This is a genomic window from Candidatus Zixiibacteriota bacterium, assembly GCA_040752595.1.
Lineage (GTDB): Bacteria > Zixibacteria > MSB-5A5 > WJJR01 > WJJR01 > JACQFV01.
The window spans coordinates 447,878-465,060 of record JBFMGX010000004.1; the positions used below are offsets into that span (position 1 = coordinate 447,878).

A 17,183-nucleotide genomic window follows, 5' to 3' on the forward strand; every position below is an offset into this window, starting at 1 on the left:
GACGCCCCCCATGTGTGGGAACCTACCCATAGTGCAACCTCATCGCCGCAATGTCGTACTCGACGAAGAGGAGGGGGTGAGTCGCTCCCCCTCCCCTGGCCGGTCATGAGTAACTCGAGGGGCCTGTGCCGCGTTCATATGACGCGACCGGACGTCGCCAACCTAACCGACATTCCGGTTCGGCGTCCAAAGTGATGAAGCGGCCGATCATGTTCAGCATCTTCGGCCGTATGCGTCGAGTCGCTCAATGTCCATCCTTGTGGCCATAGGAATGGCTGTCTGGGGGAAGAAATGCAGTTGAGACTGGGAAAATCATGGGCCGCTGTGGCGGTGCTGTTGGGAACCGTCGGCTCGGGATCGCCGGCGTATGCGATCGACACGCCGGTACCGGAGACGGCCAGTCAGATCATTTTCGCCGATCCGCCCAAGGAACTCAAAGCGATTCGCAAGGCCGGGGAGTTTCGGCTGGATGGCCGGCTGGAGGAGAAATTCTGGCAGGAAGCGCCATTGGCACGCGGTTTTCGCCAAACATGGCCCAAAGAGGGTGAAGCCGCCAGTGAGTCGACGTGGATCAAGGTTGCCTATGATGACGAAGCCCTCTATGTGGGGATCATCTGCTTCGACTCACATCCCGACCGGATTCGCCGCCAGTTGACCCGGCGGGACCGGTCCAACGAGGCGGATTATGTTCAGGTGGCGATCGACTCCTACCACGACCGCCAGACCGCGTACACGTTTGTGGTCAATGCCTCCGGTGTGGAGCGGGACTGGTACGTCTACAACGACAACTGGACGGACGACACTTGGGATGGAGTCTGGGAGGCGAAGGTCGCCCATGAACCGGTGGGATGGACGGTGGAAATGCGCATCCCCTACCATTGCCTGCGGTTCCCGCAGCGCCCCAGCCATGAATGGGGGATCGACTTCGTCCGCTACATCTCACGCAACGATGAAACATGCCGCTGGCAGTTTGTCCCGCGTCGGGAGGCCTCCGGTGTCTCCCGCTATGGTGTGCTCGATGGTCTCGAAGGGATCTCGCCGCCGCGTCATCTGCAAGTGCTTCCCTATACGGTCGGCAAGTTCAAGACGGAGCCAACGCGTCTGGGCAATCCCGACGGTCGAATGTGGAGAAGCGACGTCGGCGCCGACATAAAATGGGCTCTCTCACCGAATTCGATTCTCGATGCCACCGTGAACCCCGACTTTGGCCAGGTCGAAGCCGACGCCACAGTGCTGAACCTCTCCAACTTCGAGTTTCGTTACCCCGAGAAACGGCCTTTCTTCCTCGAAGGGTTGCAGTTGTTCGATACGCCGTTCAGTCTGTTCTATTCCCGCCGCATCGGCGCCGCTCCCGACCATCCCGACGCCGAGTCCGACGACTACATCATCGATCTGCCGGAGGCCGCCACGATTCTCTATGCGGGGAAACTGTCGGGAAAGACCCACAAGGGACTTTCCTACGCCATGCTGAATGCGGTCACCACCGATGAGTACGCGAAGTACCATCAGATCGACGGCGCCGACACCGCCGTTGTCCGGGAGCGCGTGGCGAATCGCGGCACGGCCAACATCGCCCGCGTCCGTCAGGACATCTGGGGGAATTCGACCGTCGGTCTGATGATGACGGCGTTGAACCGGGACCGCAAGGCGCCGTCGTACAGCGGCGGCGTCGACTGGAATCTGCGCACGAAGAGCAATGTCTGGGAGCTGCGGGGGCAGTCGGTCGTTGCCTCTCCCTCATCCGGAGCTACCGGATGGGGCGCCACCGCGACCATCGAGAAGCGTTCGGGAAAGCACATTCGCGGCCAGATGGGGTTCGAGTATGACGATCCCAATCTGGACGTGAACGACCTCGGATTCATTCAACGCAACGATTACATCGGCGGCTGGGGCTGGTGGCAGTACCGGACCGAGAAGACCTTCGGTCCGATCCGCCGCACGTGGAACAACGTCAACTGGTGGGAAGGTTGGAACAGCGACGGCCGGCGCCTGCAACTGGGGGGAAACTACAACTTCAACTGGGAATTCTTGAATCGCTGGCAGGTTGGCGGCGGTCATGCGCGCGATGCCTCCCGTTATGATGACTATGAAATCGACGGCGGCCCTGCCGTGAGGCTTCCCTCCGGGTACGACTACTGGATGTGGGGCGGCACGGATTCCCGTCGGCCGGTCTACTTCGAGGTCAATTACAGTTGGGGGACGAATCGCGATGGCGGCTACAATGACTATTATGTTGTCACGCAGGTGCGCCCCGCCACCAATCTGGAATTGTCGATCGCTCCCAGCTACAACATCGGATACAGTGTCTCCCGTTACGTCGGCGACATCGAGCCGACGGTGAGCGAACCAGCGGGATACCTGTTTGCGGAGCAGAATTCGCAGCGGTTCTCGATCACGTCACGGGGCACGGCGACCTTCACGACCAATCTGTCGGTGCAGTTCTACGGCGAGGTCTTCGTCGCCAATGTCCACTACGACCACTACAAGCGGCTGGTCGGAGTTGGCTCCTTCACCCCCGCGCCGGACTTGTCGCGGGACGAGACAGACGACGATCCCGACTATTCGATCTTGAGTTTCAATGCCAACGTGGTGTTGCGCTGGGAATACCGGCCCGGCTCAACCATCTACCTGGTTTGGACGCAGGCCCGGGACGACTACGACGAGGTCCCTTCCTTCACGATTCGCCGTGGGATGAACCGTCTCTTTGATCTGGGTTCGAACAATGTGTTCATGGTGAAGCTGAACTACTGGTGGAATCTGTAGCGCGCGCGTGTACCACTGAGCGCGTTTCGTATCGCGAGCGGTTCAGGAACCGCCCCCACAGTGAACGTCGGCAGTGCCTCGTGCAATTGTCCTGTCACAAAGCGGTGTCCCCACGGCCGGGGTCCTTGCCGTGCCGGGACGGGACCGGTACCATACGGTGTCACGATCGCCGGAATGTCCTCTGACGATCCGGCGAGCCACATCGAACCCCGGGAGAGGCACCGTGGATCATGGGAGAACGATATCAGGGGGGAGAATCCTCGCAGCGACTGCCGTCGGCGTGTGCGCAGTCGGACTGAGTGTCCCCGTCGGCCGTGCGCAGGATCCTACGCCGCACAAGTCGCTGACGGCGGTCCGCATCAATGGCCATGCACCCGACGTCGACGGGCGCCTGGACGAGGCGTCCTGGCAGCAGGCGATCATGGTCGCCGATTTCCTGCAGAAGGAGCCCGACGAAGGGGCCGTGCCGCGCGAGCGCACCGAGGTCGGATTCCTGTACGACGACGAGGCGTTGTACGTCGGCGCCCGGATGTACAGCGACGATCCGGTCGGGCTGCGTCTCCACTGCAATCGTCGCGACCAACCGGGCGGCTCTGAACAGATGATCGTCTCGTTGGACACCTACCGCGACCGCCGCACCTGCTATGACTTCGGCGTCAGCGTGGCCGGTGTCCGCACCGATCGCTACCACTCCGTGGACGAGGAAAACGACCGCGATCCGTCGTTCAATCCGGTCTGGTCCGCCCGCACCGCCGTCGAACCGTGGGGCTGGTCGGCGGAGATGCGGATTCCCTTCTCTCAACTGCGCTTCAACAAAGGGGACGAACAAGTCTGGGGCGTGAATCTCAACCGCTGGATTCCGGCACGCAACGAGGACGACTTCTGGATCTACGTGCCGCGCAATTGTACCGGCTGGTCGTCGCGGTTCGGTGAGTTGATCGGGATTCGGGGGATCAAACCGTCGTCGCGGCTGGAGCTTCTCCCCTACACGGCCGGCGATGGCCTGTTCACCGGGAATCGCGACGCCGGCGACCCTCTCCACGACGGGAGCGATTTTGACGGCCGTCTCGGCGGCGATCTGAAGATGGGTCTGGGGCCAAACCTGACACTGGAGGCAACCGTCAATCCCGATTTCGGCCAGGTGGAGGCGGACCCGGCAGTCATCAACCTGACGGCGTTCGAAACGATCTTCACCGAGCGACGCCCCTTCTTTGTCGAGGGCAATCCCCTCTTTGAGACCGAGGGGCCGACCTATTTCTATTCACGGCGCATCGGGGCCACTCCGCACGGGGAAGCAGACGGCGATTTCGTGGATCAACCGACCGCGACGACGATCCTCGGAGCGGGAAAGATCACCGGACGCCTGGCGTCCGGCCTGTCCTTGGGCGTGTTGAGCGCCCTGACCGGTCGCGAATACGCTCGTGTCTACAGAGATGGCGTCAAGTCGCGGCTCCGGGTTGAGCCCCTAACGGGGTACAGCGTCGCCCGGCTACAGCAAGAATTCGGCGAGGACAAATCGACGGTGGGTTTGATTCTCACCGGCGTGGGGCGCGATCTGCCGGCGGACGATCCTTTGGCCTCTTCCCTGCGTCGTGACGCCGTCACCGGCGGCACCGACTGGAATCTGCGCTTCCAGGGCGGCGCCTATCAACTGTCGGGGTATGCCGGATTCAGTCGTGTCGGGGGCAGCCGCGACGCGATCCTGGGCACGCAGACTGCAAGCACTCACTACTTCCAGCGTCCCGATGCCGGACATGTGGACGTTGATTCGACACGCACCGCGCTGTGGGGATACACCGGCCTGATGAAGTTTGAGAAAGAAGCAGGACGTCACTGGCTCTGGGGCGTGGGCTCGTTTGTCGAGTCGCCGGGGTTTGAGCTCAACGACGCCGGGGTCCTTCGGTCGGCCGACAACATATGGAGCGGTGCGGAGGTGGTCTACCGTGAAACCACGCCGGGCCGCCTCTGGCGCAGCTACAGATTCGTGTTCTCACCGTCCACCGAGTGGAACTTCGACGGCATCCGCAAGGCAAGCGATTTCTCACTGGAAGCCAGCGCGACGTGGAAGAACTACCTGTCGACCTACCTGATCGGCGGAGTCACGACGCACGGATTGAGCGACGACGCCACCCGGGGCGGTCCGTTGATGGCAACGCCGCTGAACAGTTATCTGGCGCTGGAAGCACACAGCAACTACGCGGCCACGACCCAGTATGGCGGCGGCGTCAGTCTGGGTCGGAGCGAAACCAACGGTTGGGAATGTGTGCCATGGGCGCAGTGGTCAACGCGCGTCGGGGATCGTCTGTCGTTGTCTCTCACACCCAGCTTCATGCGCGGTGAGAGCTCGCGGCAGTATGTCGGGACATTTGACGGCGGACCGGCCGCCACCTACGGCCAGCGCTACGTCTTTGCCCGCATCGAGCAGAGCGAGTTGTCGGCATCCATGCGGGTGAACTACTACTTCACGCCGGATTTGAGTCTGGAGGTCTATGCGCGTCCCTTCGCCGCCAGCGGCCGCTACCATGGTTTCGGGGAATTGGCCGCCGCTCGCAGCTATGAGTTGCGGTTGTACGGTGAGCATGGCACGACGATCACCGAAACGGGAGACGGTGTCTATCAGGTCGTGGACGGGGCCGACACGCTTCAGATCGAGCAGCCCGACTACGGCGAGCGTTCCTTTTCCAGCAATGTGGTCCTGCGTTGGGAGTTCCGACCCGGAAGCACACTCTATCTGGTCTGGCAGCAGAACCGCGATGGCGAAGAGAGACTGGGGCGTGCCGTCGGGCCTCGTTCACTCTGGCGCACCTTCCGTCCCGCCGGCGACAACTTCTTCGCGATCAAGATCAGCTACTGGATTCCGGTATCCTGACTCGAATTGGGCGCCGTGTCTGGGCCGCGGTTCCCGGCTCACAGTGGAAGAGCCCGTAGCGCCACGTGCACGGCCAGCCCCGCCACGAGCGGCACCGTCAGATTGTCGTCGACCCGACGCGACAGACCCTCGACCACTGCGGCGAGTAGCGCCACGGGAATGCCGATCGATAAGGGGACGCTGGGAATGGCGAAGGCGGCGATCAAGCCGCCGCCAAAGAAGGCCGCCGAGCCCTCCCACGAGCGGTTCCCCGCGTAGCGATGCCTCCCCCACCGGCGTCCGATCAACGCCGCGGCGATGTCGCCGAGGATGATCGTGGTCATGGCGAAGGCGGCCGCCGGGCGAGTGAACAACAATGGGCAGAGCCACCCGGACAACAGAATGTGTGTGGCACCCGTGAAGTTGTCTGACTCCTTCGGCCGCACGATCGGACTCACGACCCGCTGCCAGGTGCGCTGGATCGGCCAGTCACGGAAACGGCTGATGTCGATCAGCAGAGAGACTACAAAGCAAGACGCGACGATGCCGATGCCGACGGGACGGGCGACGAAATAGTAGCCGACAGGAATGATGAGCGCCACCAGGTGGAGCAATTTGCGCCAGACCTCACCGGAATACGCGAGTTCCGGCGCGGATCGAATCGGCGTGTGGGGGTGATTCATCGTGAGGGGAGCGTGATGGCGGCCAGTCGCTCGTCGAAGCGCTGGACGCCATGCCGGGCCGAGGCGCGGCGTATCCATTCCCGGCGCACCTGCTCATGGCGTTCGGCTTTCAGCCGCCCGCGGATGCTGTTGCGAACCTGGTCCAATGGCGCCGGTGGACGGCCAAACTCGTCTGTGTGCGACCGGTAGTAGTTCTGGATTGCGGTCTCGGTGGGATCATACCCCGCCGCGGTCAACTGCAGACGCACGATGTTCACGCGTTCCGCCTCCAGCGCGTTGGCGCGGACGCCTCTGATCTGCCCGCGATCGAGATATCCGAGCTCACGCAGCATGTTGTACCAGCACAGGTGCTTGTAGTATTCGGAGCGAATCACGTTCCGCTTCTCATCCGGTCCGAGCGCCCGGCCCTGATTCTCTCGGATCCATTTGAGGCGGTCCATCAGGTACTCGCAGGCCCAGATCGTGTCGCGGCCATTGGCGACGGCCAACGGCATGTCGGGACGAAGTTGGTCATCAGACCGCGCGATGTTGGCCGATACGAACGACAGTGTGCCGGCCGCCATCAGGGAATCGGAGATGCGTTGGGCGATCTGCTTGCTCTGCATTTCGGCCAGTTGTGACGCGATGTCGGTGCTGACCTCACGGTCGAGCGGTATTGGCCCGGCCGGGCGGACACCGGTCACTTGGACAATATGCCAACCCAGTCTGCTTTGGAAGGGGCGGCTGATCAGATTCAGCGGTTGGGAAAAGACGTGTTGTGAGAATTCCCCGTCGGCCAGCGTCTGCGGCGAGATCCAGCCCATGTCGCCGCCGGTGTTGCGTGTGTGCGGGTCATCGGAGTGCGCACGCACCACGGCGGCGAAATCTTCGCCCGCGGCCAGCCGCTGGTACAAGGTATCGATCTTGCGCTGTGGGTCCCACCCCTCGTAGAGAGAGTCAACAAAGGTGGTCGCATTGCGGGATACTTGCCGCTCCGGATGGAAAGCGGTGATGTGGCGTACACGCCTCTGTGCGTGCGCCGCGGTGTAGCGCGAAATGTGCGCCTGATAGAACGTGTCAATCGTGAACGAGTCGAGCTTGTACTGGGGGAGGATGTGCTCGATTCCATAGAGCTCGCCGGCGATACCGATCTCGGCCTGGCGGATGTGGACGCGGGCATCCGGATGATCGTCGAGGCCAACCCGTTGCGCCTCCAGCGTGATCAATCGATCCTCGATCAGTTGGTCCAGCAGCGCCTCAAGCTCCTGGCGGTCGGCGGCGGGATTGCTGGACACGAGCCGGCGCTGTGCCGCGAGGTCGCTGACCTCGGTTCCATAGACTGGCACGGAGCCAACACGCGCGACCACATCCGTTCCCGCCGCGTGGGCGGCAGTCGCAGCATAGACGGCAAGGACCAGCGCCGGTAGCAGAAGTCGCCCGCACCGGCGTGGACATCGATTCCCATTTTGAGTCGCGGGCGATCCGGGTCTGTCTGATGTTCGCATTCGCATCATAGCGTCATCGATCACGCCGTTGGGCCGGCGATGGTCCTGTGTCCGCCGTCATTATACAACAACACCGCACGTGCCGGCCATCGTCGCTTTGGTCGTCACCGGGGTCCGTCGCTCACCGGAGCAGGAATCGCAGTGACACGCGATAGGTGGTGTCGAGAAATTCGTGATCGGTGAGGGCGCCGTCGACCGCCCACCGCCCGAGGGCGAAGCCGGCACCCAGTGCCAGTCGCCCGGCATCGGCGCCCACGCGCGCCGACAGTTGCTCCCGCCAGGCGATTTCCAGCCCCAGATGGAGATTCGTCGACAACGAGCCGCTCCAATACTGATCGGCGGCGCGGCGATCTTCAAAGTACGTCTCTGCTTCGCCGATCAGCGTGGCACGGAGATCCGCCGAGACGGGTGGAAGGTCGAGCTCGCCGCCGCAGTTGATGTGCGGGAATATCGTCTCCTTGCGACCAGAGTCGTATGACAGGAAGGTCGTCGTCGCATCGGCCACCTTGGCTCCCGCCCGCACCCGTCGCCATTGATTCCACCAGGACAGATCCACACCCAGCCCCCAAGCGGAATTGCCCGGCAGATCGCGGGCGACGATCTTGGGGGTCACCCCGATCGATCCCCATCGGGCGGTGCGACGCGCCAGCCCAAACGCAAGCGCCCAGTCGGCATGACGAGCGGTGCGGTCGACACGCGGGCGCCCGGTTGTCGAATCGAACACGGTCAGTTGGATGCCGCTGCCGCCCAGATAGTAGATCGAGGCCCCCCACGCCCACCCCGAGGTTCCGGGGGGCATGGCCACGGCGACGAAGTCGTGATTCAGAAGTGACCCGAATGCCTCGGCGTGTTGGGCCAGAATCTCCGGTCGGGAGAGGATGGCGGCCGCGGCGAAATTCCAGTACAGCACCGAGGCGTCGGGACGCGAGGCAACGAAGGCCCCGCCCCGCCCCAGCGCACGCCCGCCGACACCCAGGTAGTAGGGCTCTCCGGCGAACTTGGTTGCACGGGCGTCGGTGCAGTGACCGAGAAGCAGCAACACCGCTGAGAAACAGCAGATCCCTCGCTTCGCTCGGGATGGCAAGTGCCTGTGCGCCGACGTTCGCATACGTCCCGCTACGATCGCCCAATCTGCCCCGGGCGGATTCCCTTCGGGCCTGTCGCCGGGGCAAACGGCGCCAAGATATGGAGTCGAGCGTGACTCACGAACCGAAAAGTCGGGGGATCGCATAGGGTCATTGCTCGAGGACGTCGAGCACAGATCCAACCCGGCCCGTTACCCATTCACGCAGGAATGAGAGATGGTCGTCGTGGCCGCTGAATCCCTTGCCGCGATCGTCTCCCCAAGGGAAATGGCGAAGATAACCTCTCCCTCCGGGAGAGGTCGGTCCATCCGAAGGATGGACCGGGTGAGGGAGTCTTCTCGTTCTCACCCTGGCGAATTCCGAAGACGACCCCTGCCGACGGACAAAAAAAGCTACCGTTGTTCAAATTTATCCGAGAGGGGGGCAGGGAAACTCGGATAAAGTGCGGAAACAACGGTAGCTATTGTATTCTCTTGTCGGCTCAGTCGCCCCGATCCCAATTGCAATTAACAGGCCAGTGCCCCGAAGTCAAACGAAATCTCCCACCTCCACCATAAAGTAGTACTTTAAGGTGAGTCTGAGACTTCCGTCAGTAACTGTGTCGGTGCGAATGGAACGGAGTTTACTTTTTAGCCCTTGCCGTTGCGTTTCTGCACGAAGCTGTCGTAACTCATTGTCTTGTAGTGGCTGCCGCCCACGTATTCGATCAGTGGTAGGAATTGGTTGGGGCTGCGGTACCCTGATTGCGGACCGATACGCCCGCCTTGTGAATCCAGAAACCAGAATGTCGGATAGCCGCGCACGCCGTAGACGGCTCCGGATAGCCTCTGCTGGGTCATGCGCTCGCCGTTGTGCGAGACCATCGCCGCTTTGGTGGTGTCGTCGCCCCATACCTTGATCGGGACGTATGTGTCGCGCATGTACTTGATGACCTTGGGATCGGAGAAAGTCTCCCGCTCCATCTTCTTGCACCAGCCGCACCACGAGGCGGTGAAGTCGATGATGATCGGTTTGTTTTCGGCCTTGGCCTTGGCCAACCCGGCGTCATAGGTCAGCCATTCGATCTTCTCTTGCTTGGTGGCTGCGGGCTTGGCCTGGGGCGTCTGCGCCGAAGACTGCCCAACGGAAAGCGATGTAATCGCGAGCGAGACCCCCGCCATGATGATGAGCTGCTTCATTCGATTCCCCGTATCCCAAGTCGCCATGTGCAGTTACGCCAGATGCGGTGGCCCTGTTTGTCCGGCCCCCTACCCTCTTGTACAAAATACCGCCTCTTCGCCCAAGAGTTCCCTCAGTGAATCGACCAGTTCCCGGCCTCCCTCAAGGCGGATTCGACGCGCCCGGATCTTCACCATCTCGTCGCCGACGGGGACATGCAGGTAGAGAAACCCGTTCCCCCGGTCGTACCGGCCCAAAATAGCATCCAATTCATCAAGAATACCATCGTTGATTTGCTCCGGGGTCAGATGGGCATGGACATCAAGCACCGCGCTCTGTCGCGCCTGGGACAGCAAGACCGCGGTCTGGACAACGATCTTGGGCTGTTCCCCCTCGCGTGTCGAGAGACGTCCCCCGAGAATCACGAGGGCGTCGTTGGTCAGGATCGACCCATAGCGGCGATAGGGATCGGCAAAACAGATCGCCTCGATCGAGCCGCCGAAATCCTCCAGCGTAAGAAAGGCCATCAATTGGCCCTTGCGGTCGGTCTGAGTCCTGACCTGCGTGACCACGCCGGCGATCTGGACGTCGGATTCGTCGGGAAGTTCACCCGCCTGGTCGGTGGTCGCGGTCGCGAACAACTTAAGGTCGTCGGCATAGGCCTGCAACGGGTGGCCGGAGACATAGAAGCCCAGAACCTCTTTTTCCTTGGCCCAGAGTTGCTCCTTCGTCCAGCGCGGCACGTCCGGAAGCGCGGGCGCGGTCGACTCCTGTTCGCCGGCGGCGAAGAGCGATGCCTGTCCGACCCGTCGGTCGGCGGCGCTCTGTGCCCCCCAGGACATGGCATCCTCTACCACGGCCAGGATCTGGGCGCGATGGCCGGGAACACGGTCGAATGCTCCGGAGCAGACCAAGGCCTCGAGGGCGCGGCGGTTCACGGCCCGGCCGTCAACTCTGGCGGTGAAATCAAACAGCGACGTGTACGGTCCCCCCTCTTGGCGCGACCGGACCACCGACAGCACGGCGCTCTCGCCGACGTTCTTCACGGCGGACAGACCGAAGAGGATGCGATCACCGAGGGCGGTGAAGGCGGCCCCCGAGGCATTGATGTCGGGCGGGTCGACACTCAGACCCAAGCGTCGGCACTCGCGCATCAGCACCCGGATGCGGTCGGTGTCCCCCGTCTCCGACGACATCGTCGCCGCCATAAACTCGACCGGATGGTGGGCTTTCAGGTAGGCGCAACGGTACGCCAGAAGCGCATAGGCGGCGGCATGAGAGCGGTTGAATCCATACCGGGCGAAGGTCTCGCAGAACTCGAAGATCTTCTCCGCGGTTGCTTCTTCCACGCCGCGGGTCACCGCGCCGCCGATGAACTCGCCCTTCATGCGGGCCATGATCTCGGCGTTCTTCTTGCCCATCGCCGCCCGCAACGTGTCGGCCTTGGCCATGGAGAAACCGGCCAACTCGGCGGCGACCTGCATCACCTGATCCTGGTAGACGATGACGCCATAGGTGTCCTTCAGCACCGGCTCGATGCGCGGGTGGAGATGGACGATCTCCTTGTGGCCGTGTTTGCGGGCGATGTACTCATCGATCATGTTGGCGTCGAGCGGCCCCGGACGATAGAGGGCGTTCATGGCGATGAGGTCTTCGAATTCGGTCGGGCGCAACTTGCGCAGGTAATCGCGCATCCCCGAGGATTCGAACTGAAAGATGCCGATCGTCTCGCCGGAGGCGAACAGGTCATAGACCGCCGAATCGGCCAGCCCCAGCGCCTCCCAGTCGATCGTCACGCCGCGATTGGCCGCCACCGCGCGGAGGGCGTCATCGATGACCGTCAGCGTGCGCAGACCGAGGAAGTCCATCTTCAGAAGACCGATCTTCTCCACGCACTTCATGTCGTACTGGGTCGTGATTTCGCCCTTGTTCCCCTTGTAGAGCGGCACGAACTCGGTGAGCGCATCCGGCGCGATCACGACCCCGGCCGCATGCGTCGAGGCATGACGGGTCAGTCCCTCCAGCGTGCGGGAGAAATCCAACAGCGTCGCCACGCGCGGATCGTCCTCGGCCATCTGGTTCAACTCCGGACGTAAACGCAACGCCTTCTCCAGCGTCATGTCGATCTCGAAGGGGATGATCTTGGCGATGCGGTCGACCTCACCGTAGGATATCCCGAGCACGCGGCCGACGTCGCGGACGACGCCGCGTGCCGCCATCGTGCCGAAGGTGATGATCTGGCAGACGTTGTCCTTGCCGTACTTGTCGATCACATAGCGGATGACCTCATCGCGCCCGCGATCGGAGAAGTCGATATCGATGTCCGGCATCGAAATTCGTTCCGGATTGAGGAAGCGCTCGAAGAGCAAACCGAAGCGGATCGGATCGATGTCCGTGATCTGGAGACAGTACGACACCAGCGATCCGGCGGCGGAGCCGCGACCCGGACCGACCGGAATGTCGTGCATCTTGGCATAGTGCACGAGGTCGGCCACCACCAGGAAGTACCCGGCGAACCCGGTGGCGCGGATGACACTCAGCTCATACTCGAGGCGTTGTTCCAGGCCGGGCGTGGCATGACGGTAGCGCCGGGCCAGTCCCTCCCGCGCCAAGTGTGAGAGGTAGCCGTCCTTGGAGTCGAAGCCGCGCGGTAGGGGAAAATCCGGCAGATGCAGACGGTCGAGTTCCAGCTCCAGACGGCACCCCTCGGCGATCTTCATCGTGTTGTCGATCGCCTCCGGGACATCGGCAAAGAGCTCCTTCATCTCCTCCGGCGACTTGAAGTACAGTTGGTCGGTGTTGTAGCGCATGCGGTCGGCATCGGCCAGTGTCTTGCCGGTCTGGATGCAGAGAAGCGCATCGTGTGCCCGGGCGTGTCCCTGTTCCAAGTAGTGGCAGTCGTTGGTCGCGACCAGACCGACTCCCAACCGTCGCGAAAGCGCGATCACCGCCGGACGGACACGGTCCTCCACGTCGATGCGGTGGTCCTGGATCTCCAGGAAATACCCTTCGGAACCGAACAGATCGAGGTAGCGGCGGGCCGTTTCTTCCGCGCCGGTGTCGCGTCCGGCGAGGATATTCTGAGCCACTTCACCTTGGGCGCAGGCGGAGGTGACGGTCAGCCCCTCAGCGTGCTGCTTGAGCAGGTCGAAATCGATGCGCGGCCGGTGATAGAATCCCTCCAGAGAGGCGGCGCTGACCAGCTTGACGAGGTTCTTGTACCCGGTCAGATTGCGCGCCAGCAAGAGGAGGTGATATCCGCCATCGGGGGCGCCGGGGACCGGTTGTTTGTGCTGCATGCCGCGCGGCGCGACATAGGTCTCGCAGCCGATGATCGGCACAATCCCGGCGGCGCGGCATTTGGTGTAGAATTCAATCGCCCCGAAGAGATTCCCGTGATCGGTTAGCGCCAAGGCCGGCATCTTCAGCGTCTTGGCCCGTTCCACCATCTCGGGGATGCGCGTCGCCCCGTCCAAGAGCGAATACTGGCTGTGGTTATGCAGATGGACAAAGTCGGCGTGTTTCATTCAGGTACCTGTTGCGCGATTCGGGGCACGGCGCGCCGTGCCCGATGAGCTCCCTCACCCGATCCGCCGGCGGCGCCGTGGCTGCCGGCAGGCAGGGATCGACCTCTCCCGGAGGGAGAGGTTATCCAGGGCAATCCGCCTCTCCCCTTGTTCGTACGATTCTGATCCGGAAGGCGCAGGTCATCTTTGTGTCGGGGCGAGGCGCTGCCTCGCCCAAGGGCGACCCGCGCCAGAGGCGCGCAGGCACCGAGTCGCCCCTACAAACAAGCGCCGATCCGCAGATCCATCAACGCCGCCGTTTGCGTAGCCGCAGCTTGGCGTCGATCACGCCGGCCAGATCGGGCTTGCCGATCTCGGCGAGATCATAGCGCACGCGCACGGTCGGGTGTTTGATCTTGATCAAGCGCCGCAGATCGATCGGCGTGGCGATGATGACAGTGTCGACCCTGGCGGCATTGATCGTCGCCTGCATGTCGGCCACCTGCTTACTGCCGTACCCCATCGCCGGCAAGAGCGTGCCGATCCCCGGATAGGTCGCAAAGGTCTCCTTCAGCGTGCCGCGAATCCACGGGCGCGGGTCGACGATCTCGGCGGCGCCGTACTTGCGCGCCGCCACGATCCCGGCGCCGTATTTCATTTCCCCGTGTGTGAGGGTGGGGCCATCCTCGATCACCAAGACGCGCTGGCCGGTGATGCGCTCGGGGGCATCGACCGAGATCGGCGAGGCGGCGTCGATCACGACCGCCTTGGGGTTGTGCCGGGCGATGTTGGCCCGCACCCGTTCGACCCCCTCCGGTGGCGCGGTGCCGAGCTTGTTGATGACAATGGCGTCGGCCATCATCAAATTGACCTCGCCGGGGTAGTACAGCAGTTCATGACCCGGACGATGCGGATCGGCCACGGTGATGTGCAAGTCGGGCCGGAAGAACGGCAGGTCGTTGTTGCCGCCGTCCCAGACGATGACGTCGGCCTCGGCTTCGGCCTCGTGCAAGATCTTCGCGTAGTCGACGCCGGCGTAGATGATCGTTCCGGTGACGATGTGCGGCTCGTATTCCTCGCGTTCCTCGATCGTGCAGTGGTGTTTGTCGAGGTCCGACAGTTTCGCAAAGCGCTGACAGACCTGCCTGGTAAGATCGCCATACGGCATCGGATGACGGATGGCGACAACGCGCAGGCCGCGTTCCTTTAGAAGGGCGCAGACACGCCGCGTCGTCTGGGATTTTCCCGCGCCGGTGCGCACCGCGCAGACCGCGACCACCGGGGCCTTGGATTCAAGCATCGTCCGGGCCGGTCCCAAAAGCGTGAAGTCGGCGCCGGATGAGATGACCCGGGCCGCCTGATGCATTACATAGGTGTAGGGGACATCGGAATAGGAAAAGACGACCTCGTCGACTCTCAAATCGCGCACCAGCCGTTCGAGCGTCTGCTCCTTGTAGATCGGGATGCCCTTCGGATATCCCGGACCGGCCAGCTTGGCAGGATAACGGCGGCCGTCGATGTTGGGAATCTGGGCGGCGGTGAATCCGACCACCACATAGGATCGGTTGCCGCGAAACACCGTGTTGAAGTTGTGGAAGTCACGCCCGGCGGCGCCCTGGATCAGTATCCGTCGTGCCATGTCATCCTCCTGTCGCGTCTGTCCGGTGGGTGCTCCGCACCCACCGTGAAACGTGGTGGGTGCAGCTCGGCGTTGCTCGCCACAAGCAAAGCACCCACCCTACATCACGTGGATCAAACGGCGGAGGCGAACCACAGGCATTCGATCAGGTAGTACCCGTGGATGAAGCGTATGGTGCGGTGGTTGGTCATACAATCATAGTGGGTGGAGCCCGCCCTACATTCGATTCATCTGCGATTTCGAGTAGGGGCGGGGTTTCCCCGCCCTGTCAGTGGGCGCGGAGACCGCGCCCCTACAATTCCAGCCGTACACGTCCCTCGCGGACAAGGGGCTTTCAGCCCCTTGATGGCGGGCGAAGCCCGCCCTACTCATCAATTTGCGCCTTCTGTAATGCGCCGGAGAAGTCGACATAGATCGCCTTCCACTCCGAAAAGACATCCAATGCCGCCTGCCCCGCTTCGCGGTGCCCATTGCCGGTGGCCTTGGTGCCGCCAAAGGGGAGGTGTACCTCGGCGCCGATCGTCGGGGCGTTGACATAGAATATTCCGGTGTAGACATCACGCATCGCGGCGAAGGCGCGGTTGACATCGCGGGTGTACAGCGACGCCGACAGCCCGTACGCGACATCATTGCAGACTTCGAGCGCCTGATCGAACGAGTCGACCGGGATGATCGAAACCACCGGGCCGAAGATCTCCTCCTGCGCCAGACGCATCTTGGGATCGACGTCGCCGAAGATTGTCGGTTCATGGAAGAAACCATGCTTGAAGTCGCCCTGAGTCAGACGGTGGCCGCCGCACAACAGCGTGGCGCCATCCTCTTTCTTTCCGATCTCGACATAGCGCTCGACCGTGTGCAACTGCCCCTCGTTGATCGTCGGACCCATGTCGGTCTTCTCGTCGAGGCCGTTGCCGACCCGCAGCTTGCGGGCGCGCTCGACATACATCGTGATGAACTGCTTGTACACCTTCTTGTGCACGATCACGCGCGAGGTGGCGGTGCAGCGCTGCCCGGTGGTGCCGAAGCCGCCCCAGAGGGCGCCCTCGATGGCCAGATCGAGGTCGGCGTCATCCATCACCATTTGCGCGTTCTTCCCGCCCATTTCGAGGCAGGTATGCTTGAATTCCGGACCACACAAGCTGGAGACATTGCGCCCGACCTCGGTCGAGCCGGTGAAGGAGACGAGCTTCACATCGGGATGATTGATCAATGCCTCGCCGACATCGCGGCCGGAGCCGGTGACCATGTTGATGACGCCGGGCGGCACGCCACACTCGGTGAGAACGGACAGGAAGTTGACCACCGACAACGGCGTGTCGGTCGCCGGCTTGATCACGATCGTGTTTCCCAGCACCAGCGCGGGCATGATCTTCCATGAGGGGATCGCCATCGGGAAGTTCCACGGCGTGATCATGGCGCAGACGCCGAGCGGCTGGCGCACCGACATCTGGAATTTGTTGCGCAGTTCCGAGGGGGTGGTCTGGCCGAACTGACGTCTACCTTCTCCGGCCATGTAGTACGACATGTCGATCGCTTCTTGCACGTCGCCACGCGTCTCTTTGAGGATTTTCCCCATCTCGCGGGTCATGTCACGCGCGCAGTCCTCCTTCTTCTGCATCAGCCGCTCGCCGACCTTGTAGAGGATCTCAGCCCGTTTCGGCGCCGGGACCAGACGCCAGGAACGGAAGGCCTCAGCGGCGGCGGTGACCGCGGCATCGACGTCGCGATGGTCCGATTTCTGGAAGACGCCGACCAGTTCACGTTTGTCGGCCGGATTGCGATTCTCGAAGGTCTTGCCGGTTTTGGAAGCGACCCATCGGCCGCCGATCAGGTTCTTGTGCTCTTTCGCATCGCCACGAGCAGGCGCGGCCATCTTTTTCGTCGTCGTTGCGGTCCTCGGCATACTCGAACTCCTCATCGTACTTGAACATCCACTCGCACAAGTTATAATTCTACAACATCCCCCTCGATCAGTAAAGAGGAATTGCCCCGCGCCGGCGCCAATACACTGCCGGAC

9 protein-coding genes are annotated in these 17,183 nt (G+C 62.6%); 2 read left to right on the forward strand and 7 right to left on the reverse strand.

Translation table 11 applies throughout. From position 1 onward, the window contains the following. Window positions 1-297: 297 nt before the first annotated feature. Together AB1792_02100 and AB1792_02105 are read left to right on the forward strand one after the other, a co-directional pair. Window positions 298-2,763 (forward strand): DUF5916 domain-containing protein, encoded by a 2,466-nt coding sequence (locus AB1792_02100; protein MEW5701010.1) that lies wholly within the window; start codon window positions 298-300, stop codon window positions 2,761-2,763. Between the two features lie 223 nt (window positions 2,764-2,986). Beyond that, window positions 2,987-5,632, forward strand: a complete 2,646-nt coding sequence (locus AB1792_02105) for a DUF5916 domain-containing protein (GenBank protein MEW5701011.1) — start codon at window positions 2,987-2,989, stop codon at window positions 5,630-5,632. A 38-nt stretch (window positions 5,633-5,670) separates the two neighbouring features. On the opposite strand, the gene AB1792_02110 is transcribed toward AB1792_02105, so the two are convergent. From AB1792_02110 to AB1792_02140, 7 genes are all read right to left on the reverse strand, one after another. Further along, window positions 5,671-6,294, reverse strand: a complete 624-nt coding sequence (locus tag AB1792_02110; protein ID MEW5701012.1) for a diacylglycerol/polyprenol kinase family protein — start codon at window positions 6,292-6,294, stop codon at window positions 5,671-5,673. Then, window positions 6,291-7,619, reverse strand: a complete 1,329-nt coding sequence (locus AB1792_02115; GenBank protein ID MEW5701013.1) for a peptidylprolyl isomerase — start codon at window positions 7,617-7,619, stop codon at window positions 6,291-6,293. The genes AB1792_02110 and AB1792_02115 overlap by 4 nt, the downstream gene beginning before the upstream one ends. Window positions 7,620-7,899: 280 nt before the next feature. Beyond that, window positions 7,900-8,820, reverse strand: a complete 921-nt coding sequence (locus tag AB1792_02120; GenBank protein ID MEW5701014.1) for a hypothetical protein — start codon at window positions 8,818-8,820, stop codon at window positions 7,900-7,902. A gap of 672 nt (window positions 8,821-9,492) precedes the next feature. Continuing rightward, complete coding sequence (locus tag AB1792_02125) at window positions 9,493-10,041, reverse strand: thioredoxin fold domain-containing protein (protein ID MEW5701015.1); 549 nt, start codon at window positions 10,039-10,041, stop codon at window positions 9,493-9,495. Between the two features lie 69 nt (window positions 10,042-10,110). Next, window positions 10,111-13,548, reverse strand: coding sequence for a DNA polymerase III subunit alpha (locus AB1792_02130; GenBank protein MEW5701016.1), 3,438 nt, complete (start codon window positions 13,546-13,548; stop codon window positions 10,111-10,113). A 286-nt stretch (window positions 13,549-13,834) separates the two neighbouring features. Further along, window positions 13,835-15,166, reverse strand: a complete 1,332-nt coding sequence (locus AB1792_02135; protein ID MEW5701017.1) for a cyclic 2,3-diphosphoglycerate synthase — start codon at window positions 15,164-15,166, stop codon at window positions 13,835-13,837. Window positions 15,167-15,530: 364 nt separating this feature from the next. Next, entirely contained in the window at window positions 15,531-17,039 is a 1,509-nt protein-coding gene (locus AB1792_02140) for an aldehyde dehydrogenase family protein (protein MEW5701018.1), read from the reverse strand. Window positions 17,040-17,183: the final 144 nt, after the last annotated feature.

Bases quoted from the DNA above. Each gene is read 5' to 3' on its own strand.
- AB1792_02135 (MEW5701017.1), bottom strand. From the start codon at position 15,166: ATGGCACGACGGATACTGATCCAGGGCGCCGCCGGGCGTGACTTCCAC.
- AB1792_02130 (MEW5701016.1), bottom strand. From the start codon at position 13,548: ATGAAACACGCCGACTTTGTCCATCTGCATAACCACAGCCAGTATTCG.
- AB1792_02140 (MEW5701018.1), bottom strand. From the start codon at position 17,039: ATGGCCGCGCCTGCTCGTGGCGATGCGAAAGAGCACAAGAACCTGATC.
- AB1792_02125 (MEW5701015.1), bottom strand. From the start codon at position 10,041: ATGAAGCAGCTCATCATCATGGCGGGGGTCTCGCTCGCGATTACATCG.
- AB1792_02110 (MEW5701012.1), bottom strand. From the start codon at position 6,294: ATGAATCACCCCCACACGCCGATTCGATCCGCGCCGGAACTCGCGTAT.